This window comes from Neptunomonas antarctica (genome assembly GCF_001305295.1).
Lineage (GTDB): Bacteria > Pseudomonadota > Gammaproteobacteria > Pseudomonadales > Balneatricaceae > Neptunomonas > Neptunomonas antarctica.
In genome coordinates this window covers 438,358-464,364 of record NZ_LJSI01000053.1, presented here as the reverse complement: position 1 = coordinate 464,364, position 26,007 = coordinate 438,358, and the positions used below count along the sequence as shown (strand labels likewise).

At 40.5% G+C, this 26,007-nt stretch carries 19 protein-coding genes; 11 read left to right on the top strand and 8 right to left on the bottom strand.

The window, feature by feature from the left end:
• Positions 1 to 474: 474 nt before the first annotated feature.
• From Nant_RS16885 to Nant_RS21130, 5 genes are all read right to left on the bottom strand, one after another.
• On the bottom strand, positions 475 to 1,440 hold the full coding sequence (locus Nant_RS16885) for a hypothetical protein (protein WP_054342808.1): 966 nt from the start codon (positions 1,438 to 1,440) through the stop codon (positions 475 to 477).
• On the bottom strand, positions 1,441 to 2,412 hold the full coding sequence (locus Nant_RS16880) for a DGQHR domain-containing protein (RefSeq protein ID WP_054342807.1): 972 nt from the start codon (positions 2,410 to 2,412) through the stop codon (positions 1,441 to 1,443).
• A 1,038-nt stretch (positions 2,413 to 3,450) separates the two neighbouring features.
• Positions 3,451 to 4,767: a coiled-coil domain-containing protein gene (locus Nant_RS16870; RefSeq protein WP_054342805.1), complete on the bottom strand. Its 1,317-nt coding sequence runs from the start codon at positions 4,765 to 4,767 to the stop codon at positions 3,451 to 3,453.
• A 623-nt stretch (positions 4,768 to 5,390) separates the two neighbouring features.
• A complete protein-coding gene (locus Nant_RS16865; RefSeq protein WP_238377195.1) occupies positions 5,391 to 6,149 on the bottom strand; it encodes a tRNA(His) guanylyltransferase Thg1 family protein in 759 nt (252 codons plus the stop codon).
• A 40-nt stretch (positions 6,150 to 6,189) separates the two neighbouring features.
• Entirely contained in the window at positions 6,190 to 6,405 is a 216-nt protein-coding gene (locus Nant_RS21130; protein WP_076495900.1) for a tyrosine-type recombinase/integrase, read from the bottom strand.
• Positions 6,406 to 6,615: 210 nt separating this feature from the next.
• Between Nant_RS21130 and Nant_RS16860 the strand changes: the two genes are divergently transcribed.
• The 10 genes from Nant_RS16860 to Nant_RS16815 all read left to right on the top strand — a co-directional run bounded on the left by Nant_RS16860 (position 6,616) and on the right by Nant_RS16815 (position 21,747).
• Entirely contained in the window at positions 6,616 to 7,149 is a 534-nt protein-coding gene (locus Nant_RS16860) for a hypothetical protein (RefSeq protein WP_054342803.1), read from the top strand.
• Between the two features lie 661 nt (positions 7,150 to 7,810).
• Complete coding sequence (locus tag Nant_RS16855; RefSeq protein WP_054342802.1) at positions 7,811 to 10,816, top strand: chemotaxis protein CheB; 3,006 nt, start codon at positions 7,811 to 7,813, stop codon at positions 10,814 to 10,816.
• Positions 10,817 to 10,819: 3 nt separating this feature from the next.
• Entirely contained in the window at positions 10,820 to 13,081 is a 2,262-nt protein-coding gene (locus Nant_RS16850; protein ID WP_054342801.1) for a bifunctional diguanylate cyclase/phosphodiesterase, read from the top strand.
• Positions 13,082 to 13,535: 454 nt separating this feature from the next.
• Positions 13,536 to 14,684, top strand: coding sequence for an ABC transporter ATP-binding protein (locus tag Nant_RS16845; protein WP_054342800.1), 1,149 nt, complete (start codon positions 13,536 to 13,538; stop codon positions 14,682 to 14,684).
• 59 nt (positions 14,685 to 14,743) lie between these two features.
• Complete coding sequence (locus Nant_RS16840) at positions 14,744 to 15,799, top strand: ABC transporter substrate-binding protein (protein ID WP_054342799.1); 1,056 nt, start codon at positions 14,744 to 14,746, stop codon at positions 15,797 to 15,799.
• 156 nt (positions 15,800 to 15,955) lie between these two features.
• Positions 15,956 to 17,230, top strand: coding sequence for an ABC transporter permease (locus tag Nant_RS16835; RefSeq protein ID WP_054342798.1), 1,275 nt, complete (start codon positions 15,956 to 15,958; stop codon positions 17,228 to 17,230).
• A 4-nt stretch (positions 17,231 to 17,234) separates the two neighbouring features.
• Positions 17,235 to 18,083 (top strand): ABC transporter permease, encoded by an 849-nt coding sequence (locus tag Nant_RS16830; protein WP_054342797.1) that lies wholly within the window; start codon positions 17,235 to 17,237, stop codon positions 18,081 to 18,083.
• A 308-nt stretch (positions 18,084 to 18,391) separates the two neighbouring features.
• A complete protein-coding gene (locus tag Nant_RS16825) occupies positions 18,392 to 19,129 on the top strand; it encodes a dienelactone hydrolase family protein (protein WP_054343270.1) in 738 nt (245 codons plus the stop codon).
• Between the two features lie 97 nt (positions 19,130 to 19,226).
• Positions 19,227 to 20,552 (top strand): glycerophosphodiester phosphodiesterase family protein, encoded by a 1,326-nt coding sequence (locus Nant_RS16820; RefSeq protein ID WP_082400344.1) that lies wholly within the window; start codon positions 19,227 to 19,229, stop codon positions 20,550 to 20,552.
• Between the two features lie 94 nt (positions 20,553 to 20,646).
• The gene (locus tag Nant_RS16815; protein WP_054342796.1) at positions 20,647 to 21,747 is read left to right on the top strand and encodes a GNAT family N-acetyltransferase/peptidase C39 family protein; all 1,101 of its coding nucleotides are present in this window, start codon (positions 20,647 to 20,649) and stop codon (positions 21,745 to 21,747) included.
• Positions 21,748 to 21,816: 69 nt separating this feature from the next.
• Here the strand turns inward: Nant_RS16815 and Nant_RS16810 are convergent, their stop codons facing one another.
• The 3 genes from Nant_RS16810 to Nant_RS16800 are packed head-to-tail and all read right to left on the bottom strand — an operon-like array spanning position 21,817 to position 24,907.
• Positions 21,817 to 22,302: an MgtC/SapB family protein gene (locus tag Nant_RS16810; protein ID WP_054342795.1), complete on the bottom strand. Its 486-nt coding sequence runs from the start codon at positions 22,300 to 22,302 to the stop codon at positions 21,817 to 21,819.
• On the bottom strand, positions 22,302 to 23,762 hold the full coding sequence (locus tag Nant_RS16805) for a RimK family protein (protein ID WP_054342794.1): 1,461 nt from the start codon (positions 23,760 to 23,762) through the stop codon (positions 22,302 to 22,304). The genes Nant_RS16810 and Nant_RS16805 overlap by 1 nt, the downstream gene beginning before the upstream one ends.
• Before the next feature lie 14 nt (positions 23,763 to 23,776).
• Positions 23,777 to 24,907, bottom strand: a complete 1,131-nt coding sequence (locus tag Nant_RS16800; protein ID WP_179078897.1) for a peptidase M42 — start codon at positions 24,905 to 24,907, stop codon at positions 23,777 to 23,779.
• Positions 24,908 to 25,171: 264 nt separating this feature from the next.
• Between Nant_RS16800 and Nant_RS16795 the strand changes: the two genes are divergently transcribed.
• On the top strand, positions 25,172 to 25,927 hold the full coding sequence (locus tag Nant_RS16795; RefSeq protein WP_054342793.1) for a DUF1223 domain-containing protein: 756 nt from the start codon (positions 25,172 to 25,174) through the stop codon (positions 25,925 to 25,927).
• The last annotated feature ends 80 nt before the right edge of the window (positions 25,928 to 26,007 follow it).

Below are 26,007 nucleotides of genomic sequence, written 5' to 3'. Positions count from 1 at the left end.
GCAACAAAAATGAAAAGCATAATCACGGCTATAGTTTTATTAACACTCGCACTAAACACATTCGCTTCATCTGCCATTATCAGGCTACCCGATGGACAGCTGGCCCCCGCCTGGATCAAACGTTAACGCCGTGATCCGAGCATGGGGAAATCCTCTGATGGACATCAAAAGCGAAAGCACATGCAAATACATCCTAGTGAGAAAAAACAGATACTGCTCAAGCTGGCGACTTATTTGGAAAAGGGATGATATTTATTGGATGGTTCAATACAGCGGCAGTATGATTGTTGATACAAAATGGACACGATTTAAAAACGCATTACGGGACTCGTTTTAGTCCTAAAAAAATGACTAGGGATAAGCAATGCCGCTAAGGACGCAGTACAGAAAAGAAACAGATTATAAAAAATCTACCTACTCATATATAAAAAAAAGCATAAGAACGCATGCAACGACTGGTTCACCTAACTCCCTTCACGCTACCTGTATTTGATTTACAAGCCGAAATGTCCCGTTAGTTAGTGGAACAGATACTTTACCAGAACGTTCATAACCATATTTCATTAGCTGGTACATTAATGACAATATGGTATTGCTAACACTATATAGCTTTGATATATCATTATGACTTACACCTAGATCAAATGACTTAGGTTCCTTTAACCATTCTGCATTTCTTAATACTGCTTCATTATTGTGCAGCGCAAATTTGTATGGAAACCATACACCATGACTGTGCTGATAATTAACCTTGTTTCTAATTTGTGAAAGCCAATTCCCCTTAGCAGCGCCGGAGCTGTGGATTATCGCTTTTATCTCTGATAAAAATGTAATTGCATCAGATTTATGCAATCCAAGTCCCGTTGTACTAGAAATATTATCAATTAGCCATGTCAGTAAAGTTGAAAAAGAAGACCATGTATCAGCATGGGATTCTTTTAACTTTTTAAACTTAATTTCTCCATTCGAAATTAATGAAAAATAGAATCCACTCTCAATACTAGAAACACCGTCATCAAACTGCGTTGCGCTCGCAATTTCGAACACTTTATTAACATGATTGGGCTCTAATTGAGTACAAGCTCTTCCATAAATTCGCAATATTGCGTGCGCAGCAAAAAAAGCAGAATAATACATTTGTACAGCCGCCCATCCCGTACTTTTAGGTAGCTTGTCAACTTTTCCTACACTCCACATTGATTCAATTGCTGCTTGAGCAAATCGGTTACAGTCATTTGCTAATGACGCGTGAAGGATATCAGAATGTTTAAAATCAAGTTCAAAACTGGTAGCACGGTTTTTAGCAGCAGGTACCAGTTTTTTTGACATTAGATATTGACCATTCACGACCCATGCCTTTAAGTCGGATTCTGTTGTTGAAGTAATTTCAAAAATTTCATTTACAGCAAGCTGATGAATTATTTTTATTTCAGGCGTCATTTATAAAGTAAACTCCTGTTTTAATGACTCCTCAAGGTGTTCTACAAGCGGCTTATATGCATTTGTCGGATTTTCAATCTTAATCGGTTTAATTCTTTGACCAGTCATTTGTGTAAATTCATAATAGTTATCAACAGAATAAATAGCACCGAATCTATCTTTAACTCTTGCTGTAATGATAGGAAAAAATCCTGCAATTGCTTTAAATACAGTCGTATTGAATGCTTGCTCGACTAACTGATGTGGCACTAAAACACCTTCATTAAAAGCAACTAAATAAGAATTATATATTTCATATATTTCATCAGAAGTTTTGTTTCCAAATACTTTCACTAATGGTTTTAAAGCAGTATTAAAAACTGATCGAGTAATCTTTCCTTTTTCTCTTTTGGATGCTGACAATCTATTATAAAGAACACTATCACTTTCTTTTGAAAAAGTATCAAAAAGCTCTCTGAGATATTGTTCAGTATCGTTTTCGTATTCAGCCATTTTTTTAATATCTAAAAGTAACTCGGTAGGAACTCCTTTTTGTTTAGAATTAATATCTATAAATAATCTAGATTCATCACGTTTTGATAAGTTTTCATACACTACAACAGGAATTCGAAGGGCTGTTTTAGCTAGTTTAAAACCATAAACACGATGTTGACCGTCAATTATTAAAAATGCCTTATTAATATTTGAAAAGCTCACAGATTTCTTTTTGGAGTCATAATAAAAACCGCATCCGTCTTGCGCTGACAAAACAATTGAACTCGGAATTGTTCCTAACCCAGCATCAATATAATTAGCAATCTCTGATGCTCTTTTTTTATCTAGTTCTCGCTGAAATCCTTCTATAGGATCTTCGTCTCGATTTACAACGTAACATGTCTCTGCAAGCACATCACTTGGCATTGTGAATGAGTAAAACCTATGGTCACCTTGACGAACCAAACTTACACTACCAAAGCTTACTTTTTCACTCATTCGAATTCCTTAAATTAATCAATATGTTCAGCTTTTCGCTTTGAAGGATAATGATAAATTGGGATTTTTTGATTACATCCACTATTTTCCTCCACTGAAAAAAGCATGCGTATTTAGATGATCATCCGGTACAGGATCTGACCTACGCTTTCCTTAGCCGATTGATAATGCACAATTTCATATCAGGATGCTAGAGAAACTACCCTCAGTTGTGACATGTGTCGATAAAGTATCTAAAACATAGCTATCTATAGTGGTTTAACAACCGCTACGTAAAACCGTAAAACCTGAAAATCATAGCGTTATGGTATGTCCTGCCACAACGAGAGGCGTAGTATCTGGGTTTGAAACCCGCCAACTCCAAAAAACACAATTGATAAATTACTGTTTTTAAAGAGATTTTTTCACATTTTGCGTTTAAGAATTTCAGTATGTGTCGAAACCACTTATCAGATTGTACTTAATTGGATCGCTTAAAAAAAAATCACATGCTTGCACAATCACGGTTATAGTTTTACTAACACTATCACTAAACGCATTTGCTTCATCTGCCATTATCAGGCTACCCGATGGACAGCTGGCCCCGCCTGGATCAAACGTTAACGCCGTGATCCGAGCATGGGGAAATCCAGACATAAATATAAGAAGTAAAAGCACATGCAAATACATCCTAGTGAGAAAAAACAGATACTGCTCAAGCTGGCAATTTATTTGGAAAAAGGATGATGTTTATTGGATGGTTCAATACAGCGGAAACATGATTTTTGATACGAAATGGACACAATTTAAAAACGCATTAAGAGATTCGTTTTAATGGTTAGGAACAAGAAGAGGCAAGAAATAAAGCAGGGATAGACACCAAATACAGGGGGATTCTAATACCTTTTGGAACTTACGATTAAGCTCATTTTTCATAGCTACCAGCAGCATAAATAACTCATACCAATCCATCATTTACTTAATCGAATCATCCTTAATTTAATAAGGATGATTTCACAACTCACAAAAATATTCGTATATAAATTTACAAATAAATCGTTACTTACTAACTTCCACATCTCTCTCTAAAGAATCTTGTAAAATAGGACTTCCAACATAACTATAATCATCTGCAATATCACCTTTCAAGTGAGACTTTAATAGATCCATTTTCAGCTTAGTTCTGAATTCATATCTCTGCGATTCACTTAAGTTTAGGTCAAACGTAGAAGAATCATGCACATCTTTAGCTATAATGCTAATTTTTGAAAGTGTCAGCCGCTGATTATTTATATTCATAATCTCAGAAACAAAAATACTTGTTATTTTATAACAAGCACTAATTATAGCGACCGATACTAAAACAAATGGGAGTCTTGATATAAGGAGAGAAAACATTTGAGATAAATTTAGATTCGTATAAATCTCAGAAAAAAATGCTGCATTATCAAACAAATACCATGTCACATAAAACAATGCTGCTATTGGCAAAAAAGATAGCAATAAATAGCGTTGAATATTACTAGCGCCTTGTTCAACAAAACCACGTATATCAGTTGGAAATAAATTAATGTCATTTTCTAAACTATTAAGTGTTTTTTTATTTTTTATTATCGTTATATTTAACTCATTTAGCTCATTTTTACTTTTATCCAAATTTTGTTCATAAGAAGTAATACGATTTCTAACAGCAAGTTCTTCAGTCTTTATACTTGCTATATTTCTTTCAACTTCCGATAAATCCTCATCTGATTTTTCAATTAAATTATACAGTTCTTCTACACTATTTTCTAATTCACTTTTTTCTTTTTGAAGCGACTGGAGTTCTGAATCAACAGTTTCTAATCCCATTTGTTTATTAGTATAATCAGCCGTAATACCAGCAAGCTTTTCTGAGGCGGCGGCATGATAGCCATCAATATCAGCTATCTCTCCAATTGCTATATTAAATTCAACTAAAGAAAGCCCAGTAACTTCGATACTCTTTATTAAAGGGCTGCTTTTATAATCCTTATCAGGTTTAAATTCAAATGATTTAATCACATTATTAATAACAATATCAAAAGAACCGTCACTATTGATTAGTTGTTTTTTTTCGAATTTTTTATTCCCTATTGTCTCCCCAGAAAAAGTAACAGATTTATAGCTGCTATAACCCTCAGAACTAATACTTATTTTATGAATATATACAGGCTCAAGAAGTTCAAACCCGAAGTCTCTATTCTGACCTTTTATATAAGAAGAAGAATCTTTATTATTAATTAGCTTTGTTGTTTTATTAGTCTTCTTACTAAACCTCCTTATGGATAGGAACTTAAGTTTAGTCAAAGAAATATCATTAAACCCATCATTCAGTTCCGCTATTTTTTCAGACACAAAAACATCCTCAAGACAATACTAGTATTTTTTAAATTTTTACAAGAAAATAAACAATATAAATACAAAAAACTTTGAATAATCAACAAATAAGCAAGAAAACTTTAAAAACATATTCTGACTCTAAAATTATCCAGACCTGCTTTCTTTAACTGCGTGTGACTATATAAGGTTTTTGTAAACCGACTATTCGCCAACACATTACATTCCCAGTTTATTTCAAAGTTAATAGTAAAGGATGGTATATTTTTTTAACTGCATCAGCTATTTTCCTCCGTTGAAAATAAACATGCGTTTTGATGTTGTAAGTGGTTACAGGATCTCACTCACGCTTTCCTTATGCTTTTGATAATGCACAATTTCATAACAAGATGCCAGTACAAACGCGAATAGGTATGACACGTGTCGATAAAGTGTCGAAAACATAGCGTTATATAGTGGTTTAACAGCCTTGAAAGAAAACCATAAAGCCTTGAAACCCTAGCATTATGGTATGTACTGGCACAACAAAAGGCGTAGTATCTGGGTTCGAAACCCGCCACCAAAGCACAAGTGATAAGGGACTGTTTTCCAGACCTTTTTCATGTATGGAGTTTGATATTTACTGCATGTGTCGAAAACACTTATTCGAAAATCTCACCATTTAGACCTAAAATAAAGCGACTCATTGATTCGTGGCGGTAAGATTGCATCTCCCTTAGGTAATTTGGTAAAAATACGATGGGTTTATCAAAGACACTCTTGTATTGTTCCTGAAGAGACAAATCATCAATCTTTCTTTTGTAATAATCAATGTTGTTAAAATTTTCTCTTGAGTATAATTCACTCGCATCTACACCAGATACCCTTAAAATTTTCGACATTGAATTGCGGATACATATAGCGTATCGATGAGTCATATAATTTGACACATCCGTCACGCTTGAAAAAACTAATGGCCTACCATCAAATGCACCGCAGATTTTATGTCCAAGCTTTTTCTTAAAATGTTCACACCCATTACGTGTAAAGAATGAAGAGAAAGTTGAGGCTATAGTCGTTACTATTTTGAATAATCTTCTATCACAATAATTCGACTGTGAGTCGAATATTATTGAGATTTCGTCGGAACAAATTATTGCACCCAGAAAAATTTTTGGTGCATCTGCTAGTTTATCTTTATTTATATTTAATGCTTCATATGTTGATAGAAATGCTTGCCACATAGCTCCATCAAATTTGGTATTAGATATATCATTTTTGAGATATTTTTTGCTTAATCCTATACCATCCAAACGAACACAAATATATTTTCCATATTCAACTTCACCCAAACATTCTGATTTTCTTTCATTCAATTTAAATTGTTTTTCTAGCGAGCAGAAGTTAGATAGCAATTCCATTTCTTTCACATGACACTCCTTTATGTTCATAGCAGTCTATTTATAAACTTCTAGATGGCTTACAACCCATTGATATATAGTATAAAAAAACAGCTTTAGCAAACGTCATACTACTAAGCCCACTGATACCACTCATCTGATTGAACTTAATAGCAGCGTTTAAAAAGTCAGGACACAGGTGAACATAACGCATGGTTGTCTTCACTGAAGAGTGACCAAGAATCCTTTGTAACGTTACAATATTCCCACCGTTCATTACAAAGTGGCTAGCAAAGCTATATCGTAATACATGCGTTACCTGACCTTCTGGGGAGTCATTTCTGTTTTATCCAGAACTCGCTGCAAGACTTGCTGGATCAGCAAGTGATAAGTGAACTGTCAGGTGCGGTTGGTAAATAGTTATTCGATCAGCTATTGTTGGATACTAAGGCCTAGGCTGGAAGCCTTTAAACATTAAGGAGGATATATGGCAAGCACGCAAGACAACCATCATCAGGGCGTTTTAATGGCCCTCAATGGCTGGAGCATTGAAGATATAATAGCTTTCAGTGTAAAGCTAAACATGCCGCAAGATGTCACAGCGCAGATGATAGAGGGCTACCTGATCCAGCGTTGTATCTATAAAACGAAGAGCGTGACAGTAATTCAACAACGGCGCTACGTTGTACGTCTTAAAGAGACGCTAATGGAACTCGTTAAAAACCTTACTGACAAAGGCGTCAGATTTTATGGGTTTGATGTATCAGAGGATAGCCTCAACCCAGAAGGTAAAACGCTAGAGCTGACTAAAGAATGGCGTATTCAAAACCTATTTGACACCTATAGAGAGGTTGAACGACGCACTACAACTATTGATCGTCGGTCAGACTCGGATAAGCGAGAGAGCATGATCAAACACTACCCGTCATTACAGCCTAATCCGCAAGGACGGCGCATTACTGACGTATTAGTAGAAGTTTATATCGACCTGCTAAAGAAAAAATTTCAGGATTTTTGCTGATACATCTGAACTGTTTCAAGATCGATTTTAGCGGCTTCCCTGCTTATTCAACCAGAACAAGCAACTTGAAAGATACGTGTCTGCGACCTCCTTCAAACGACACAACCTATCGCCATCATTTAGATCTGGCTTACCCTTATTTTCCAGCTGAAAAAAAGCTAAACCATCAAGCGAAAATTTCTTTTGGTTGAGAGCAAGAAAACACTCTATGCAACAAATTCATCAGGACTAAAAGAAGCGATGTGGCCTAATAAAAAACAGCTACATCCTTTTATTAAATTTTTGAACTATACTTTTGTATTAAACATACAGGAAAACTGTAATAGCACGTCCTTATTAAAACTCTAATAGATTGATTTTAATAAATTTTATTTGATATTTGATAGTATATTATCACAGAATAATTCAACCTTAAATCATCTGAACCAGGACGAAATTCAGCAATTATTGACACCTTAATTTTATTCAACCATAGTATTTGTTATGACTAATATAACATCCTTCAATTAACTAAAGGGCATTGGTTTGTGAAATATAAGAATAGAGGAAGTATTGTTGGTGTTAATACGTTACCTACACATGCGGGTGACAGCATGCTTACTGTGTCGATAATGCTACATATCGCGGCAGAACAATATTATCCTATTATTGAATCAACTAAATGACTATTCCTAAAACTAATATGAATGAAATACTACCTATTGTAGGGATAGGCGCCTCTGCAGGCGGTCTAGAAGCCCTGGATACCTTTTTTACATCCATGCCTACTAACAATAATATGGCTTTTGTGGTCGTTATGCATCTTGACCCATCCCATGTCAGCCTTTTACCCGAATTGCTCCAAAGACAAACAAAAATGGATGTGGTCAAAATTACTGACTGCGTACGTATCGAAGCCAATAGGATTTATGTCATTCCTCCGAATAAGAATCTGTCCATTATCAACAGGGAATTACGATTAGAGGAGCGTTCTGACCTTCGTATTAAGCTACCGATAGATTATTTCTTTAAAATGTTGGCGCAAGATCAAGGTTCGAATGCGATTTGCGTCATTTTATCGGGTACAGGTTCAGATGGATCATTAGGGCTGCAAGAAATAAAAGCAGAATCTGGCATGGTGATGGTGCAGTCTCCTCTGTCAGCCAAATATGACAGCATGCCAAAAAACGCAATCGCTACAGGGTTGGCTGATTTCATATTACCTCCTGACGAAATGCCTCAATGCTTAATAAAATACATTAAAAACATACATCCGAATGATTCTAGTAACGAAAATAATACAGCCATCTCAAATAACATACTACATGAAATACTCGTACTGATTAGAAATCAAATAGGTCATGATTTTTCACTCTATAAGAAAAAAACTATTTACCGTCGAATTGAAAGGCGAATGCACGTACACCAGATAAAAAACATCAAAGACTATTTATCCTTTATACAAAAAGACAACCATGAAATAACTATTTTATTCAGAGATTTACTGATCGGTGTTACTAGTTTTTTTAGGGACAAAGAAGCTTTTGATGTACTCATGAATTCAATTATCCCTGAATTATTACTCAAAAAGCCCGACAATTACACAATTCGCGTTTGGATTCCCGGCTGCAGTAGCGGCCAGGAGGCGTATTCTATTGCAATAGCGTTGCTAGAGTGTATTGAAAAAAGCAAAAGTAATATTAATATCCAAATTTTTGGTACTGATATTGATGAGTATGCCATTGATCATGCGCGTAGTGGTGTCTATCCTGACACTATTATTTCAGAAATTGGTGAAAAGTATTGTAAAAAATATTTTACGAAAGAAGGAAATAAATACCGCATTAATAAATCCCTGAGAGACATGCTGGTTTTTGCTACTCAGAATCTGATAAAAGATCCTCCATTTTCAAAAATAGATCTTATTTGCTGCAGGAATTTATTAATTTATTTTGGGCCTGAATTACAGAAAAATATTTTACCTATCTTTCATTACAGCTTAAAGGATGACGGTATTCTTTTTTTAGGACCTTCTGAAACAACAGGCCAGTCCAATCTTTATTTTGAAATAATAGATAAGAAATGGAAATTATTTAAACGTAAATATAAGAAAAAAACTACAACGTCAAGTTTGCATTTCTCGGACCCTATGAGTTCTTTAAAAATGAATAGAATAAATTTACCAGCGACGACGACACAAATCGAAGAATTTAGTGCACTCCAACTGGTTGAAATAATCCTAAAGCAAAGTCACATAGCACCTTGTGTGATTATTGATAACCAACATAACATTATTTATGTACACGGCCGTCTTGGAGATTATTTAGAACCAGCAGAAGGCAGGTCAAGCAGTAACATTCTAGACATGGCACGAACACCAGAGCTGAAAGATATTTTATCACATAGCATACGTAAATCGTTATTACAAAAAAATGAAATACAGAAAAAATCTATTATTACAGGTAATAAAGAAGATAAAAAATTTATAGATATTACTATTAAACCTCTGCCTGATTTTAGCGGTTTTAAAGATTTATTAATGATTACTTTTTTAGAGAATGTACAGAAAAAAAATACAGAAAATAACAAAGAAACCGCCAAAGACTCCGACCTTAATGATGACAATATTTTACGAAAAGAACTAGAAAGCACACGCGAAAATTTACAAACAACCATTGAAGAACTTGAAACGTCGAATGAAGAACTAAAATCATCTAATGAAGAGTTACAATCGACAAACGAAGAATTACAAAGCACTAATGAAGAATTAGAAACATCCAAAGAAGAACTACAATCGCTTAACGAAGAATCAGTCACCGTTAATGCTGAATTACAAAGCCATATTGATGAACTATCTACGGCTAATGACGATATTAAAAACCTATTAGATAGTACTCAAATCGCGACAGTTTTCTTAGATACTGAGTTGAAAATTCGACGTTACACGCCAAAAATGACTGATATTATCAATCTACTCCCCTCTGATGTACATCGCCCTATCGATCATCTTTCGTCAAGTTTACAGAACATAAAATTATCCGATGCGGCGGCTATCGTATTAAAAACATTAGAGAAAATAGAAACTGAAGTACGCGATGACAAAAACAAATTTTATCGCATGCGTACTCTTCCTTACCGTACTGCAAACAATGTAATTGCAGGCGTGGTCATGTCGTTTGAAGATATAACTAAGATTAAAGATGTGGAAATAGAATTAAGAGAAAGCGAGCAACGCTACAGAAGTTTATTTGATCACTGCCCTGTAACAATAATAGAACTCGACATTTCAGAACTTAAAAACTATATAGTGAATAATCAATTAATTAGTGTAGCTCAATTAAAGTCTCATTTAAAATCTAATAAAATAATGGATAATAATATTAAAAACCTTATTCAGGTTTTAAATATAAACGAATCTGGACTCTCCTTATTTAATGAACCGAACAAGAAAAAACTACTTGATTCATTACCAAATATAATCATTAACCACGATTACATTTTCAACCAAATAAAGATAATAATAGAAGAATGCACAAATATTATATTTACATCAAAAATTCACACCTCTGAAAAATCAATAACCAACTGTGAAATAACTATAACAATACCTAAACACGTTAGTAATGAAAGAGCTCTTAATTCTATTTTAGTAATAATCCCAGAAACTAATGGAAGAGAGGAGGGGTAACTAATGAAAATAGGAGATAAGTTCTTCGACCTACGTAAACGAGCAGAAGATATTCTAAAAATGATATCCGAGCCAACTAACGTTCAAAAAGATAGTGATCTCTTCAGGTTATTACATGAGCTGGATACCTATAGAATTGAACTTGAATTACAAAATGAAGAATTACATACGGCTAATACAGAACTTCATATACTGCAAGACACACTTAAAGAAGAAATTGCAATACATTTCAGGCATTATGACATTGCTCCTGTGGGATATGTTACGCTCGATCGCAGTTACAGTATAATTGAACTGAATCAAACCTTAGTTCGTATGTTACATTTAATAAAAGAAGACTGCCTTAAACATTTTTTCAGTAAATTTATTCGACAAGAAGATCAGGATACTTTCTATTTCTGTTGCCAGAAATTAATAACTGAAAAAAAACCACAGACATGTGAGCTTCAACTACATAGTGATAAAATCCAGCCATTTTGGGTCAAATTAGACTGTGTACCAGAACAGCATGAGCAAGGAAAACGTATTCATATTTCAATTACTGACATTTCAAACTTAAAAGCACTCGAGAAAGATTTACGTCTCTCCGTTTCTGTTTTTGCTGAATGTGCCGAAATGATTGTAGTTACAGACGCCAACAGGAACATAATAAAAATTAATAATGCGTTTATCCAAACGACAGGGTATTCCGAGCAAGAAATCATTGGAAAAAATACAAGAATATTAAAATCCGGAAAACATGATGAATCTTTTTACCAAGAAATGTGGTCCGAGTTGAATGAACACAACCATTGGCAGGGTGAAATATGGAACAAGCGTAAAAATGGAGAGATCTACCCTGAATGGCTAAGCCTGACTGCAATAAAGAATACTGATAATTCTATAGCACATTACATCAGCGTTTCTTCTGATATCACTGAGCGGAAAAAGGATGCCGCTCATATTCATTTTATGGCTTACTATGACCCCTTAACAGGTTTACCAAATAGAATTTTACTACAAGATCGCTTAAAACAAGCATTGGTTCAATCACATCGAAACCGTCAGCACGGTGCTGTTTTCATTCTGGATATTGATCACTTTAAAGTGGTTAATGATTCATTAGGACATATGGTCGGAGATGAACTTTTACAGGAAGTGGCGAAGCGATTAACCTCATGTATTCGTAAAGAAGACACTATATCAAGAATGGGGGGGGACGAGTTTGTCGTATTACTCACAGATCTGGGTGAAGACAAACATAATGCTATATTACGTGCAAGTAATGTCGCTAAAAAAATTATTGATGAAATTTCGCAACCGATTATTGCTAATAACAATAAACTACAAATCACTCTCAGTATAGGTATTGTCATGTTCCCTGATGACTCTGATCAGATATCAAATTTGATTAAACTTGCTGATAATGCCATGTATAAGGTTAAAAAATCGGGCCGTAATAACTACCAATTTGTTACGCCGAGTTTACAGAAAGAAGCAGATGAACGCCTAACGGTTCAACATGGATTACACCAAGCCCTTGAACGGCAGGAATTTGAACTTTTTTATCAGCCACAGATAAACTTTTCAACCCAAAAAATTAGCGGTGTAGAAGCACTAATACGATGGAATAACCCTGATCGTGGTTTAGTCACCCCAGATGAATTTATTGCGATTTCGGAAGAAACGGGATTAATTGTTCCCATAGGCACCTGGGTTTTAGAGCAAGCTTGCCGGCAAATCTCTGATTGGAATAAACTTAGCACGCCACCAACGCCCTATCTCAGCGTAAACATGAGTATTCGCCAATTTCAGCAGAAAAATTTTATTTCAGAGATGGAGCGTATTCTTCTTAAATATAATATTAAACCTCAACAATTGGAATTAGAGCTCACTGAATCTCTTCTTATTCATAACTTAACTGAAACACAAAATAAATTATTTACTCTTAAAGATATGGGAGTGCGTCTTGCCATAGATGATTTTGGTACCGGTTATTCCTCACTTCAATATCTAAAAAGTTTACCGTTAGATGTTCTTAAAATTGACCAGTCTTTCATTCAAGACATTGGCATAGATCATAATAATGAAGCCATCGTCCAGACTATTATATCGCTGGCTAACAATCTTGATCTATGGGTCGTTGCTGAAGGCGTCGTCACTCAAAGGCAATACGATTTTTTAAAGCTTAAAGGATGCGGTAGTTACCAAGGCTATTATTATAGTAAGCCAATTAAAGAACATGAATTATTAGAAGTTATTAAAAAACAAAGCCTGTATTTTTAAAAAGAAGACAATTAAAATGGGCAGATAAAATTATTAGCACCCACTCTATTTATAATAACTAAGATATAATATATCCCTGCCTGTAAGTACCGATGTATAACTAAAAACCTAATTTATTTTTATTAGTTTTGTTATAAAATCCATTACGTAAAATACCTATTGCTTCAGTGCTACCGACTACAGCTTTAAATATTTTTATATAATATTAAACTTTAAGGTGTGACTGCAATAGTCACTCACTGCTTCACTCTGATGCGCTTTATTAATGTATCTGTTTTTTCGCACCCATTTTTACCACGCCAGAATTATGCCCACTAACTCATTATAAACAAAAGAAATACTTGAACTCTTCAGTAAACAAGTGCACATTATTTTTCTGGAAATAATCCTCTTAAGTAGCTTTTTTTGCTTTTACGTAGTATCAAAGATAAAACGAAATGGAGATTACCCTAAGATGACAGACGCTCCCCCGGCCGGTAATTCGCCCACAACCAATGATCAATATGTACGCTTTGTTAATGTCAAAAAAAGCTACGACCAGAGAAATCTTGTCGTTAAAGATTTTAATCTGGACATAAAAAAGGGCGAATTCGTCACTTTACTAGGGCCTTCGGGTTCAGGCAAAACAACCTGCCTGATGATGCTGGCAGGATTTGAAGACGTTACCAGTGGCAGCATTCTTATCAATGGTGAACCCGTCACAAATATTGCTCCTTATCACCGCAACATCGGCATGGTTTTTCAGCATTACGCACTATTTCCGCACATGACCATTGCCGAAAATCTGGCGTATCCATTAAAAGTGCGTAAAATTTCCGCATCAGAAATTAAGCGTCGGGTTAACGAATCACTCGCGCTGGTCGAACTAGGAAGCTTCGCCAAACGCTATCCAGGCCAACTCTCCGGTGGTCAGAAGCAACGTGTGGCACTGGCGCGTTCTCTGATTTTCGAACCCAGTATCGTTCTGATGGACGAACCGCTTGGTGCTCTCGATAAAAATTTACGCGAACAAATGCAGTTCGAGATAAAACGCTTACATGAAGACTTGGGTTTTACGGCCATTTACGTCACTCACGACCAAACTGAAGCGTTAACCATGTCTGACCGCGTCGCCGTCTTCAACGACGGAATTGTTGAACAATGTGCCGCACCCGAGATTCTCTATGAGAAGCCCGCTAATTCCTTTGTGGCCAATTTTATCGGCGAGAACAACCGCATCCCAGGCACCGTCACGCGGATCGAAAACGGTATTGCGCAGGTGCAGCTTGCCGATGGCACAATAGCCACCACAGGCAACACTAACTGCCCGCCGGAAGGCTCTCCCTGCACGCTCACTATTCGCCCTGAAAATCTATTTATTGCCAGTACCATTAGTAGTAATGACGCTTTGGATAACAGATCCCTGGAAAACAGTATCGAAGCCAGTTTTACAACACGACTTTATGTCGGTGATTCTATCCGCTACTTTTTCAAACTCAGTTCGGGCTCCGAATTGATGGTTAAAACACTGAACGATCATCGCGCTCCGGTACTTCAACGTGGTGCGATGACCCGACTAACCTGGTCAACAGCCGGAGGGTTGGCGCTAGACCGTTCGGAGTAACGCAATACACACATAAGATTTTTCAATAAACGGCACAAAAACGTAGAGGAAAAATAATAATGAAAGCACTCAAGCGATTAGGCGTGGCCATCGCGCTCTGCACAGCAGCAGCCCCTGTGATGGCTGACCAATTCACTGCCGTTTCTTTCGGTGGTGCATACGGAGCAGCACAACAGAAACACATGCTCGATCCATTTATGGAAAAAACAGGCCATAAAATTTTATTTGAAAATTACTCCGGCGGTATCGCCGAAATTAAGGCGCAGGTAGAAAGTGGCAATGTGCTCTGGGACGTTGTAGATATTGAAGTAATAGATCTGGAGAGAGCGTGCTCTGAAGGGTTACTTGAAGTTTTCCCACACGACACCCTGCCTGCGGGCGATGATGGAACCCCGGCTAAAGATGATTTTTCTCCTGAGGCTCTATCCAACGAGTGCGGTGTAGGTAACATTGTCTGGACCGTTTTATACTCTTACAACAAAGAGACGATCGAAGGCGGACAGCCCACGACGATAGAAGATTTATTTAATACTGAAAAATTCCCCGGCAAACGCGCGCTACGTAAACGCCCTCAGGTCAATATGGAATGGGCTTTGTTAGCGGATGGCGTACCAAAAGAACAAATCTACGATGTGCTTGCTACTGAGGCAGGGCAAAAACAAGCCTTTGCTAAATTGGACACCATCAAGAATGATCTGGTGTGGTTCGATAGCTGGTCTCAAGCCCCTCAACTTCTGAATGACGGTGGCGCAGTCATGGTGCAATCCGCCAACGGTCGTATCTTCGATGCGATTCAAAGCGACAATAAGCCATTTGAAATGGTCTGGGATGCTCACATCTACGATCTTGATGTATGGGCCATTGTAAAAGGCACCAAACATAAAGCGGTGGCAGAAGAGTTCATTCGCTTTGCTACCAGCTCTAAGCCCGAAAGCGGTATGCAGGATGTAGCTTACGGTCCAACACGCCAATCTTCCTATGCTTATGTAGATCCGGCCATTATTCCAAGGCTCCCGTCTGCTCATCTTGAAGAGGGGTTACAGGCGTCGGGTACATTCTGGGCTGATTATGGTGAGTCATTAGGTGAAAAATTCAACGAATGGCTGCTGAACTGAGCTTAATAAATTTGGGCTTGATGTGACATGTCGTGGTAATGAATGTCACTGCTGAATCCAACGGGTGCCTCAGTGGGTTAATGAATACTCCCCTCTGAGCGCACCGGTTTTTTTTCTGGGCGCAGGCCCGTTATCTTTTATTAAAGGGCTGCCACTATGCCTCAATTTGATCTGACAACTAATTCGAACAAGGTGCAGTCAGTGCTGACTGTTGAGGAGATGGCACAAAGCCGTAAAATACAGCGGCGACGAAAATTAATCGCCTTTGCTTTCGTCACACCTCTATTAGTATTTGTCATGATCGCTTTCATTGCGCCCATTGGCACGATGCTCTACCGAAGTGTTTATAACCCTACTGTTGCACAGTTGATTCCAGACACGCTTGAAGCCCTGTCCGACTGGGATGAGAGTAGTGATGCGCGTCCTGATGATGCGGTACTTAATCGCTTTGCGGTGGAATTGCGACAACTCGCCATTGACCGTGATTCAGGCAAACTTGCAGAAGAGATTAACCGTGGCCTGCCTGGTAGTTCCAGCGTCATAAAGGCGACCGGGCGCAAAATGAAAAAAATGGATCCTGCGCTGCTTAGCAGTGAGGGAGCAAGCCTACTGATTGCCACTAAGCCACAATGGCAGACAGTAGAAATATGGCGTGTTATGAAAAAGTCCGGTGCTATCTTTACTGACAGCTCCTATTTAACCGCCTTGGATTTAGACCGTAATTCAGATGATGAAATTGTCCCCCGAGACACGCAAGTCTATATACAACTGTATTTAAAAAGTCTGAAAATTGCGCTCACAATAACCTTGCTGACCGCACTTATTGGTTTTCCTTTATCCTATTATCTGGCGACTGCTTCTCCGAAAACGGCCAATACACTGATGGTATTTGTTCTGTTACCTTTCTGGACATCACTGCTGGTGAGAACCACCTCCTGGATTGCGTTATTGCAGACCAATGGTGTGGTCAATTCCGTATTGCAATATCTCCATGTGATATCCGAACCCATCGAAATGCTTTACACCGAGTTCGCAACCGTAATAGCCATGACACATATCCTATTACCTTTCATGATTTTACCTTTATACAGCGTTATGAAAGGGATCGATCCCAGTTACTTACGGGCGGCCATGTCGTTAGGAGCTAAACCTATTCCGGCATTTATCCGGATTTATATGCCTATGACAGTCCCTGGATTGAGTGCCGGAGCACTACTGGTCTTCATTATATCTATCGGTTATTACATCACACCGGCCTTAGTCGGCGGTACTGATGGCCAAATGATCAGCAACATTATTGCTTTCCATATGCAGTCATCGAACAACTGGGAACTGGCAGCCGCATTAGGCTCGCTGTTACTGGCTCTGATTCTCCTCCTCTACTGGATCTACGACCGCTTGGTCGGGGTCAGCAATATTAAACTGGGGTAATGCTATGAAATTTCCAAAGTACTTCTCCTTTTGGCAAAAAACAGGCATGCACGGTCTCAGACTGACTGCGTGGGCTGTGCTGGCATTTTTGATGGTCCCGATACTGGTCATCATTCCGCTATCGTTCAACGCCGAGCCTTATTTCACCTTTACTGAAGGGATGCTATCACTGGATGCCGATGCCTATTCACTGGAGTGGTATGCGGAAATATTCAATAACGAAAAATGGCTGCTCGCCATCAAAAACAGCTTCTTTATTGGCCTGTGCGCCACCATTATTGCGACCGCTCTGGGTACCTTTGCCGCCATTGGGTTATCCAATCCAGTGATGCCGTTTCAGCGCGTCATCATGGCAATGCTGCTCTCGCCGATGATTGTTCCTTTAATCATCACAGCAGCCGGCATGTATTTTTTCTATACTCAACTAGGTCTGTCAGGCACTTATCTGGGCGTCATCCTTGCGCATGCGGCACTCGGTACGCCGTTCGTCATTATTACCGTCAATGCGGCATTATCCGGGTTTGACCACTCGCTGATGCGCGCCTCACTCGGCTTAGGAGCACCGCCTATTTATACGTTCTTTAACGTCATCATGCCGCTGATTCGTCCAGGTGTGATCTCTGGGGCCCTATTTGCTTTTGTGACCTCTTTTGACGAAGTGGTGGTGATACTATTTTTAGCCGGACCTGAACAGCGCACTATTCCACGCCAGATGTTTTCAGGATTGCGTGAGCAGATCAACCCCACCATATTGGCCGTTGCCGTATTACTGGTGGTCATTTCAGGGCTGATGCTGCTAACGATTGAATACATACGCGCCCGTGGAGAACGCATCCGAAGTGGAGAAATTTAACGCTTAACCGGCATAGCCTTTAGCTTATTTTGAAGTAGCCTTTAGCTTAGTTTGAAGTAGCCTTAAGCTTAATTAGAAATAGCCTTAAGCTTAGTCAGAAAGAGCCTTGCGCAATCTGAACACGGCGGAAGGTTCACCATCACTGCCTGTGATCAAGCACCACCCGCATCTTCAAACATGCAGCAATATTAAAATATTAGTGTAGTTTTTACACAATGAAAATAGCGCTAGACTCAAAAGCTCAGCGTATTACACTGAGTTATCTCAGCAGTAAAGAGACCTTTCTGATCGAGCATGGGAGAATAATAATGAAAACACTGCTAATCGCTTTACTGAGTTTTATCTTATCAGCCACAGCCATGGCTGATGGTAAGAATATAAACTACACCGTCAATGGAAAATCCTATCAAGGTTATTATGTAAGCCCATCGGCAGGCGCCCCACTGGTGTTACTCATCCATGACTGGGATGGTTTAACCGACTATGAAATAAAACGGGCTAACATGCTGGCCGACATGGGCTATAGCGTGTTTGCCGCCGACCTGTTCGGTGCGGGCGTACGCCCCACCCAAATTGAAGATAAACGCCAACACACCGGCGAACTTTATAAAGACCGTGGCAAAATGAGAAACCTGTTAACCGGTGCGCTGGATACCGCGAAGGCACAAGGCGCGAAAACCAGTAACGCCGTTGTCATGGGATATTGCTTTGGTGGCGCGGCCGTTCTGGAAATGGCCAGATCCGGCATCAATATGAAAGGCTTTGTAACGTTCCATGGGGGGCTCGCTACACCTGAGGGACAAAACTATAGCAAGGCTAAAGGAAAGTTTCTGATTATGCATGGCAGTGCCGACACCGCCATACCTCTGACTCAGTTTGCCAGCCTCGCCACCGAGCTTGAAGCCAGCGGAGTTCAGCATGAGATGATCACCTACAGCGGTGCCCCGCATGCCTTTACTGTATTTGATCAGGAAAGTTATCGCCAAGACGCCGATAAAAAGTCATGGCAGCGCTTTACTGAATTCCTGAGTGACGTAACTCAGTAGCTCAGGTCCTCACACAGGCACACAACTGCAACAATCGTAGCGTAATGTTCCGTGATTCACATACCTGTGAATCACGGATATAACTCAGGAGACTGATATGCGGCGTCTTACGATTGTTTCATCCCTTGCGACTCCTCTTGCAACACACTTTTCAATAATGCTAACAGCCATTTTGTCAGTATCCACGCTGTGCCAAACAGTTACAGCGGCTACTGATACGCGCGTAACAAAAACACATGAGCAGAACATACAACTCGGACCCCGTCCCTATTTTCTGATCAATGAAATGGCAGAGAGTGCACTCAAAGATACGCTACAGAGTTGTGCCGAAGGGCCATTTAAGCGTACTGATTTCTCTATTGGGCATCGTGGCGCTGCTATGCAATTCCCTGAACATACAAAAGAATCTTACGAAGCGGCCGCCCGTATGGGAGCCGGTGTGATTGAGTGTGATGTGACTTTTACTCAGGATAAAGAATTAGTCTGCCGTCACTCTCAATGCGACCTGCAATCCACCACTAACATTCTTGACACACCGCTCGCTGAAAACTGCTCTGTTCCTTTTCAGCCCGCTGTATTTGCTGCTGACGGTACATTAACGACACCGGCAACCGCCCAATGCTGTACCAGCGACATCACATTGGCTGAATTCAAAACGCTGAAGGGAAAAATGGATGCCTCCAATCCAAACGCCTCCTCCGCCAAAGCCTTCATGAACGCGACTGCCGCATGGCGAACGGATCTGTATGCCACTCACGGCACCTTGATGACGCATAAAGACAGTATAAGTCTCTTCAAAAAACTGGGCGTCAAAATGACACCTGAACTGAAATCAGCCGATGTTCCGATGCCATTTAATGGTTTTTCACAGCAAGACTATGCGCAGAAGATGATCAACGAATATAAGCAAGCGGGCATTCCTGCTTCCGATGTTTATGCGCAATCATTTAACCTGGATGATCTGCAGTACTGGATTGAAAATGAGCCCGACTTTGCTCACCAAGCGGTTTATCTGGATGGGCGCTACGACGACAAAACATTTGATCATCGGGACCCTGCCACCTGGAACCCATCAATGAAGCAATTGGTCACGCAAGGTGTCAACATTATCGCGCCGCCCATGTGGATGCTTCTGGAAGCAAAAGAAGGCGAGATCGTTCCTTCTGATTACGCCAAAGCAGCCAAATCAGCAGGGCTGAAGATTATAACCTGGACGCTGGAACGCTCTGGCCCGCTAGTTAAGGGTGGGGGCTGGTATCATCAGACGTTAAACGGTGAGAACAGTGAGCACGCGGTCATTAACAGTGATGGTAATACGATGCATATTCTGGATGTTCTTGCAAAAGAGGTAGGTATTCTCGGAATCTTTTCCGATTGGCCGGCAACCGTGACTTATTACGCGAATTGCATGGATATAGATTAATTTGGGCAAATTACCTCTTTTTATTTTAAGGACTCGTATTGATAAACCTCCGCCGGGTGTATGATCTTTCCTTTTTGGAATGAAGCTCAAAGCGATGAGTGAACTGAGTATTCGTCAGGCAATCGGGGCTGATCTATCAGCCCTTCTTGAACTTGAACAGGCGTGCTTTTCCGGCGATAGAATCAGCAAAAGACGTTTCCAGCATTGGCTGAAAGCCACCAACTGTGTTTTTTTAGTCGCTGAGGATTCTCAAGGTCTCGTTGGCTATGGGCTCGTACTGCTCCACAAAGGCACACGGCTTTCCCGCCTCTATTCCCTCGCGGTTGCCAGCAGAGGCCGACACCACGGCGTTGCCCGGCAACTGATGCAGCAGCTTGAGGAAGATACTTCCGCACGCGGCAGGCTTTACATGCGCCTGGAAGTTGCTAAATCCAATACCGGTGCCATTCGTCTTTATGAAAGCCTGGGATATATTTGTTTTGATGAATATTCCGACTATTACGAAGACCATACAGACGCGCTACGGATGCAAAAACGTATCCGCTTCATGCAATCAGTACAAGCCTACAAGCCTACCCCCTGGTACCAGCAAACCACCGAGTTCAGCTGCGGACCGGCGGCGCTAATGATGGCCATGGCGAGTCTGGATAAACAGGTAACACTCAGTCAGGGGCTGGAACTGGATATCTGGCGCGAAGCCACGACTATTTTCATGACCTCAGGCCTGGGCGGTTGTCACCCGTTGGGGTTAGCCTTAGCCGCACAGCGTCGTGGCTTTACGGCCACCGCTTACATTAGTTCTCGCAACCCTCTCTTCATTGAAGGCGTTCGATCAGAGCATAAAAAATCGGTAATGACAGAGGTCGATAAACAGTTTCATGTAAAAGCGGAAGCGGAGGGTGTAGAAACGATTTATGCCGATGTGACTCAGAATCAGATTCAGGCATGGTTAACCGAAGGCTTTGCCGTACTGGTACTTATCAGCACCTATCGAATGGATGGACTTAAAGCACCTCACTGGGTAACGGTGACGGCGGTCGATGATATCTGTTTATATGTGCATGATCCCGATCCCGACGATAAGCATCAGCTACCTATTGATTGCCAACACATCCCTATTGCCAGAGAAAATTTTGCGAAAATGTCGGCGTTTGGTAATAAGCGCCTGAGAACCGCAGTCGTTATCCGTAAATAACACGCCTACTATCCACAAATACAGCGTTAATGAGGGTGATAGCAATACACCCTCATTAACACTTAATATTTACTTATTTTTAACCGTATATCCACGCACTTTTGCATGCACACCGCGACTAAACGCTTTCGTATGATCTTCCATAAAATCCACACCGTATAAAATAACCACGACCAATACCGCAATCTTTACCGACGATAATAAGTACCCTGACGATATCATTACACCTATGGCTGCCAGCATCCAGATCGTGGCAGCAGAGGTAACACCAACAACGGCGCCATTCTTTGCCAACATCACGCCTGCACCCAGAAAACCGATACCGGTAATCACCTGCCCAATGACACGTGACGGATCAACGGCTGCTCCATGTAACTGGAATGCGGTTGCCAGAAAAATGTAAGTCCCCAACGTGATCAACGAAGAGGTGCGAATACCGACCGGTTTGCCCCTTAACTGCCGCTCCAGACCGATAATAGAACCGCAAAAAAAAGCGGTTCCAATAGCAGCCCAGTCATAAGGCGCGATAGAGAGCAACTCGTTCTCGAATGACATTACCGACCCCGTTGTTCTAAACGGCTAACAAACTCCTGCATAATCAGCATATAAAGCTCATTACCCAGATAGAGATCTTCCACCTCATGATCTATGCTCGGATTATCATTTACTTCAATAACATAAACCTGATTATCCTTATGCTTAATATCAACCCCATACAGTCCACGTCCGATCATGGCGCAGGCTTTCAGAGCGGCATCTAATACGCTTTTGGGTACCTCAAAGGTTGGCAGTGTTTCAAAACCACCCGACTCACTTTTTTGATTTCCATGATTATAAATTTGCCAGTGATCGCGCACCATGTGATAACGACAGGCATAAATAGCCCGGCCATTCAGCACCCCAATCCGCCAGTCATAATCGGTATACAGATACTCTTGCACCAGTACTAATGCGGTATCAACCAAGAGTTCCTGTAATTTAAGCTTCAACTCTTCTCTGGTCTTAACTTTAAAAACACCTTTAGAAAAAGACCCCTCGGGCATTTTAAGCACGATAGGATAGCTAAAGCTGGATTCGATATGATCAAGATCTTGCTCTGAATCTCCAATAACTACATGTGTTTTAGGCGCAGGCACACCGTTATAACTGAACGCATCATGCAGAAAAACTTTATTACAACAGCGCAAAATAGACGCAGAATCATCGATGACGACCAGACCTTCGCGCTCGGCTTTACGCGCCAACCGATAAGTATGATGATCAATTGCCGTTGTTTCACGAATAAACAACGCATCATATTGGGAAATCTGGCTGCCCTGTTCTGCCGTAATTGTCTCGGCATGAATGCCAACTTTAGCGGCCGCTTTAATGAACAGTTTGATAGCATCTTTATCACTGGGCGGCTGCTCTTCGTTTGGATTAACCAGAATGGCCATATCCCAACGCTGTTTTTTACGTGCCGTTGGCGTACGCCAGACGCGCTCAGTAAATACATTGAGCCTTTCTAAAAACAGTACCTGATCTGCTTTAGAAAGATTGATAAAGGAATGCCGTTTCACCTGCAACAGCACCCCATTGCTGTCTTTTGATAAACTGAAATGCAGAATAGGTGCAGGATATTTTTCAAACAGCTGCTTAGCCAGTTTTTTCCAGGGCTCGTGCCCCACCCATCCCATAAATACCAGAAATTCGATAGATTCATCTTGTGGAACTGAACTGATCAGCTCTGCTGGCACCGCAAACTGCAGACCAGCAGAGGTATCATTGGATAAATCACGTAAATCATTAATCGTACTTACACTGGGTAACACTTTATGCTGGCGCGCTTCCGCCAGAAGCGAGCAATAGTAACCCCGGCTCAGATAGTGCTCGGTATCACAGAGGTTAATAAGACGAGTTTTCGGCTCGTTACGTTTTGGGTAGTCCGCTAAATATTGTTCAAAAGTAATAATACTGAGGTGATCGTTTTCAAAGATCAGATCATGGGTATCAACAACAACGATAGTTTTATGCATGAGATGTCGCTCGTTTAATGTTCAGGAAATCTCAAACCCGCAAGCGCTGACAAGATCTGAATAAATCCCCTGACAGAAGCAATAGGTGCCGACTCTGATAATGTGTGGTAACCCGAACTGGGTATTTGTAGTGTCGTGCCATCAACCAGGCCGCCGGAAGCCGAGATAATCCGTCCCAGCTCAGTAGAGCCAAGAGAAACCGGTGATTCTCCATTTGCGATACGCTGTGCATTCTGCGTGTCTACATAATGATCTTTCATTTGATAACTAATATCATGCTGCAAACACAAAGACACTAGCTGCTGTGTCAGGTCCGCATTGAATGTCGCGTTAGCATCTTTATTACGCAACACCAGATGTTGCTGTTGCGCCGTTTCAAGATCAGGATAAGGGCTGGTATCAACTACAATCAACTGGTTAGTTGTGCCGCCAAATCGACGGAACCACTCCAGCAGATAGCGCCAGCTTTTACCGGCCTCTTCCTGTGCGGTAAAAAATGCCGTGCCCTGAAAACCTATCTCAAACATATAGACTAACGCCGCCGCCGTCAGGACATTATCCAACTGCCCTACCAATGCGTTGTTTTCTATTCTCAATTTGTCGGCAAATGCCACAGGCGTTCCCGCCACCAGATGTTCAAGTCCTTTGAGCTCAAAAATCAAGTTGTTGCGGTATTCACAAATATAAGCACTGTTAATCACACCGCGTCCACGATAAGCCCCGGACCAAGGCTCATAGGCGTAAACAGCCTCAGCTTCAAAGCGATTAACAATCTTGTTCATTAACTGTTCGCTAACCGAATTGCCGAGCAGATCCGAACGTGCACCCGACACAAACGCGGCATACTGAAACTCATTAGGCCCGGTACACATAAGCCCGTGGCGATCAACATGCGCCGAAAACATAACGCTATCCGGTTTATTCCCTTGCGCCACTAAGACACCTTCGTACCAGGTAACATTGGCTCCGCGCTCTTCCAACTCACGCTGCAATACGCGGAAAAAGGAATGCTCCGAGCCAACAACACTGGGACTACGAATTAAGGAAGATAATAAACTGAGATACGCTTCAGGTAGCTCAAATTCCGGTGCAGGCACATTAGCGGAGCGTGCCTCAAACGGTAAATCAGGTGGTGTTGACGGCATCACATAACAATCCATTCACATTGGCAAACGATGCTTACAACATCCCACACACTGATGCATTGGGCACCTCAACCAGAGGAGTTAAAAGAGACTTTAAAAAAGTAGCTAAATAACACGTTTATCATACTGTGACAACATAAATTCATTATGACCTCTGTTTCATTACAGGCACGTTGGCCTTATGAACTCTCTTGATAATTATGTGTCTTAAAAAATATAAAAAAAATAAGCTTAACGTGATTTTGAACTCAAAGAGTAAACACTATGATCCCTATTTCAATTCCTTTATTGCTTGTTTACCTGGCTGGTTTTTCATCATCACTTACGGCATCTGCCGCACAAGTTTTTGAGCAATCAGGGCCTATTCCTCAGTTAATAGAGCTGTACACATCTGAAGGTTGTTCTAGCTGCCCGCCCGCTGACCGGACGCTAGGCGCGCTGCTTAACGACCCCGGACTATGGACACAAAAACTACCGATAGCCTTTCATGTTGATTACTGGGATTACATTGGCTGGAAAGATCCTTACGCACAAAGCCAGTTCAATGAACGGCAGTATTCACTGAAAAAAATGGGCTCAATCGAGAGCATTTACACGCCAGGATGGGTGGTAGACGGCAAAGAATGGCAAGGTTTTTTTCTCGGCCAACCACTGCCTTCTAACTCAGCCAGACAAGGCGGTCAGTTAACCGTGAGTGTTGACGACAATCAGCAGGTTAGCATTGCATACCAAGCCCCTGACACTACTCCAGAGAAGCCCACTCGCTCAGAGAACCTCACTGCGCATCTCGTTATTTTGTCATTTAACCAAAAAACATCCGTCACAGCCGGTGAAAATAGCGGCAAAGAATTACACCACGACTTCGTTGCTTTACAAGAGTTACAGGCACTGAGTCAGACACAGCAATGGTATTTCAACCTACCTGCGTTCGATAAAGCGCACCGTAAAGCAATGGTTGTCTGGCTAACCTCCGCAGCAAGCTCACAACCGCTACAAGCAACAGGCGGTTGGCTGGAATAATGTACATCAATAATGCATTGACTACTTATCTTTCAGCAGGGCAGGAATTAACGTTTCAGAAAAGCTGTTATTACGCTATA

Bases quoted from the DNA above. Each gene is read 5' to 3' on its own strand.
- Nant_RS16885 (WP_054342808.1), bottom strand. From the start codon at position 1,440: ATGACGCCTGAAATAAAAATAATTCATCAGCTTGCTGTAAATGAAATT.
- Nant_RS16860 (WP_054342803.1), top strand. From the start codon at position 6,616: ATGGCAAGCACGCAAGACAACCATCATCAGGGCGTTTTAATGGCCCTC.
- Nant_RS16850 (WP_054342801.1), top strand. From the start codon at position 10,820: ATGAAAATAGGAGATAAGTTCTTCGACCTACGTAAACGAGCAGAAGAT.
- Nant_RS16805 (WP_054342794.1), bottom strand. From the start codon at position 23,762: ATGCATAAAACTATCGTTGTTGTTGATACCCATGATCTGATCTTTGAA.
- Nant_RS16820 (WP_082400344.1), top strand. From the start codon at position 19,227: ATGCGGCGTCTTACGATTGTTTCATCCCTTGCGACTCCTCTTGCAACA.
- Nant_RS16825 (WP_054343270.1), top strand. From the start codon at position 18,392: ATGAAAACACTGCTAATCGCTTTACTGAGTTTTATCTTATCAGCCACA.
- Nant_RS16855 (WP_054342802.1), top strand. From the start codon at position 7,811: ATGACTATTCCTAAAACTAATATGAATGAAATACTACCTATTGTAGGG.
- Nant_RS21130 (WP_076495900.1), bottom strand. From the start codon at position 6,405: ATGAACGGTGGGAATATTGTAACGTTACAAAGGATTCTTGGTCACTCT.
- Nant_RS16835 (WP_054342798.1), top strand. From the start codon at position 15,956: ATGCCTCAATTTGATCTGACAACTAATTCGAACAAGGTGCAGTCAGTG.
- Nant_RS16880 (WP_054342807.1), bottom strand. From the start codon at position 2,412: ATGAGTGAAAAAGTAAGCTTTGGTAGTGTAAGTTTGGTTCGTCAAGGT.
- Nant_RS16840 (WP_054342799.1), top strand. From the start codon at position 14,744: ATGAAAGCACTCAAGCGATTAGGCGTGGCCATCGCGCTCTGCACAGCA.
- Nant_RS16845 (WP_054342800.1), top strand. From the start codon at position 13,536: ATGACAGACGCTCCCCCGGCCGGTAATTCGCCCACAACCAATGATCAA.
- Nant_RS16795 (WP_054342793.1), top strand. From the start codon at position 25,172: ATGATCCCTATTTCAATTCCTTTATTGCTTGTTTACCTGGCTGGTTTT.
- Nant_RS16865 (WP_238377195.1), bottom strand. From the start codon at position 6,149: ATGGAATTGCTATCTAACTTCTGCTCGCTAGAAAAACAATTTAAATTG.
- Nant_RS16830 (WP_054342797.1), top strand. From the start codon at position 17,235: ATGAAATTTCCAAAGTACTTCTCCTTTTGGCAAAAAACAGGCATGCAC.
- Nant_RS16810 (WP_054342795.1), bottom strand. From the start codon at position 22,302: ATGTCATTCGAGAACGAGTTGCTCTCTATCGCGCCTTATGACTGGGCT.
- Nant_RS16800 (WP_179078897.1), bottom strand. From the start codon at position 24,907: ATGCCGTCAACACCACCTGATTTACCGTTTGAGGCACGCTCCGCTAAT.
- Nant_RS16815 (WP_054342796.1), top strand. From the start codon at position 20,647: ATGAGTGAACTGAGTATTCGTCAGGCAATCGGGGCTGATCTATCAGCC.